The following is a 2,582-nucleotide window of genomic DNA, read 5'->3' on the forward strand; positions in this document are numbered from 1 at the left end:
TGAGTATTTGAAGGTTTGGAAGCCACTCGATATTGCCTTTCGGGGCCATTGATATTGCCGGTGGGGGCCAGTGGCCGAGGTTGTGGGGGCCACGGGCCCCCACCGACGTTTTCTTACTGCTTCATGGTGGCGTGTTGGCGCATGTTGTGCTTGCCGGTATCGACCCAGATGGTGTTGTGCACGATGCGGTCCATGATCGCATCGGCGTGGACCCCGGAGCCGAGCCGCTGGTGCCAGTCTTTCTTGGCGTACTGGGTGCAGAACACGGTTGATGCTGTGTCGTACCGGCGCTCCAGCAGTTCCAGCAGCATGCTGCGCATGCCCTCGTCGGGGTGGTCGAGAAGCCATTCGTCGATCACGAGCAGGGTGAAGGCCGCGTACTTGTTCAGGAATTTGGTTTGTCCCTGTGGCTTGTCTTTTGCCAGCGCCCAGGCTTCCTCAAGGTCGGGCATGCGGACGTAGTGGGCCCGGATCCGGTGCTGGCAGGCCTGCTTCGCCAGCGCGCACCCCAGGTAGGACTTCCCGGATCCGGTGAATCCTTGAAACACGACGTTCTGCTGCCGTTCGATGAACGAACAGGTGCCGAGCTGGGCGATCACGTTCCGGTCCAGACCCCGCTCGTCCACGAGGTCGAGCCGGCGCAGATCCGCGCCGGGGTAGCGTAGCCCGGCCCGCCGGATCAGTCCCTCAACCTTGGCGTGGTTGAACCCGGAGTGGGCCTCGTCCACGACCAGCCGGAGCCGTTCCTCGAAGGCCATGCCGAGCACGAGCGTCTCGTCCTGGGCCTCGAGCGCCTCCAGCATCGGGGCGGCACCCATCTCCCGGAGCTTGCGTTTGGTTTCGATGTCGATCCCGCTCACTTGGCACCACCTGCGTAGTATTCGGCGCCGCGGACGTATCCGCCGTGTTCGGCCGGTTCATCCCGTGGTGGCCTGAGTCCGGCGGCTTTGTCCTGCTCTGTGGCCAGGATCGGCTGCAGATGCGCATACCGCGGGGACCGCACACGCCCTGCCAACGCAAGCCGGCAGGCTGCCTCGACCCGTTCGGCCGAGTAGCGCCGGGAGAGCCGCAACACGGCCAGTGCTGCGTCCAGGCCCTGCTCGTCGACCGGGACGGACTCGAAGATCCGGTTGACCACGGTCACCGCTGCCGGGCCGATCCGTCCGGCCCACTCCCGCACCCGGGGCGGGTCCCATTGCCGGTACTTCTCGCCGGCGGGCAGGTCGGCGTCGTTGGTGCGGTACTCGTTGGCCGCGCCCTCGGGCAGCAGCAGGTGGCTGGTCAGCCGTTCGGTGCCCCGGTAGGCCTGAATCACCCGGTCGGTGATCCGCAGGTCCACCGTGGTGCCGATATTGGCAAAGGGCACCGAGTAGTAGTTCCTCTCCCAGACCACGTGCCCGTTCCGGGCTACCCGGCGCCCGTAGGCCCACCTGCTGATCTCGTAGGCCGCCGCCGGCAACCCCGTCAGCAGCGGCTGCTCCTCGGTTGCGAACACGCTGGCCCTGGACCCGGGCCGTTTCTGGAACGGCTCCGCATTGTAGGCCGCCACCCGCTCGATGATGGCGGCCCTGAGCTCCGGCAACGAGGTGAATTGCCGCTGACGCAGCCCGGCGATGATCCAGGTAGCCACGTGGGCGACCGTGTTTTCCACGCTGGCCTTATCCTTCGGTGCTCTGATACGTCCGGGCAGCACCGCCGCTGAATAGTGCGCCGCCATCTCGCGGTAAGCGTCGTTGAGTACGACCTCGCCCTCGCGGGGATGCTTGATGACACCTGTCTTCAGATTGTCCGGCACGATCCGCGGCACCGAACCGGTGAAGGCCTCGAACATCGCCACGTGAGCCCGCAACCAAGTGTCCTGCTTCATGTCCAGGGTGGGTTCGACGAACGCATACCGGCTGAAAGGCAGGCATGCCACGAACAGATACACGGTCCTGGCCTTGCCCGTGACCGGATCGGCCAACTGCATCGTGGGCCCGGACCAGTCGACCTCCACCGTCTGCCCGGCCTTGTGCCCGACCCGGGATGCCGCCCCCGTTACCAACACATGCCGCTGGTAGGTCCTGCAGAACCGGTCGTAGCCCATCATTGGCTCACCGGCGGCGGCGCATGAATCGGCGTACTCGCCATGCAGCAGCTTCAGCGTCACCCCGACCCGGGCCATCTCCCGGTGGACCTGGTCCCAGTCCGGCTGCGCGAACACGCTTTGATGCTCACCGCGGCCCGGGAACAACAGGGCATACACCTCGCGGTCCGAGCTGTCGGCGATGTCGTCCCAAACCACACCGGCCGCGTCGGCAGCCTCCAGCACCGCCGTGATGCTCTTCCGCGACATTCCCTGCGATGCCGCGATCGCCCGGCCTGACAGGCCTTCGGCGCGCAACTGCAACACGAGCTTCGCTCTGATCTTCCGTACCATTGATGATTACTCCTTCCGCCGTGCGCCCTATACACACGACGGAAGGAGCCTAAACTTGGTGGCCCCCAAGCACGCCACTACCGGCACCCAAGGCCGCTACTGCGCGCTCTGCCCACCGGCCCCCAAACACACGAAAGATGGACCCCAACAGCGCGAATATTCA

General features: G+C 65.6%; 2 protein-coding genes. Both read right to left on the reverse strand.

All coding sequences use genetic code 11. From position 1 onward, the window contains the following. Nucleotides 1–113: 113 nt before the first annotated feature. Nucleotides 114–860: an ATP-binding protein gene (locus tag KNN17_RS22135; RefSeq protein WP_308196876.1), complete on the reverse strand. Its 747-nt coding sequence runs from the start codon at nucleotides 858–860 to the stop codon at nucleotides 114–116. Then, nucleotides 857–2,419, reverse strand: a complete 1,563-nt coding sequence (gene istA / locus KNN17_RS22140) for an IS21 family transposase (protein WP_241711051.1) — start codon at nucleotides 2,417–2,419, stop codon at nucleotides 857–859. Before istA ends, KNN17_RS22135 begins: the two co-directional genes overlap by 4 nt. Nucleotides 2,420–2,582: the final 163 nt, after the last annotated feature.

It is taken from the genome of Arthrobacter bambusae (genome assembly GCF_022606295.1).
Taxonomy (GTDB): Bacteria; Actinomycetota; Actinomycetes; order Actinomycetales; family Micrococcaceae; genus Arthrobacter; species Arthrobacter bambusae_A.

Bases quoted from the DNA above. Each gene is read 5' to 3' on its own strand.
- istA (WP_241711051.1), bottom strand. From the start codon at position 2,419: ATGGTACGGAAGATCAGAGCGAAGCTCGTGTTGCAGTTGCGCGCCGAA.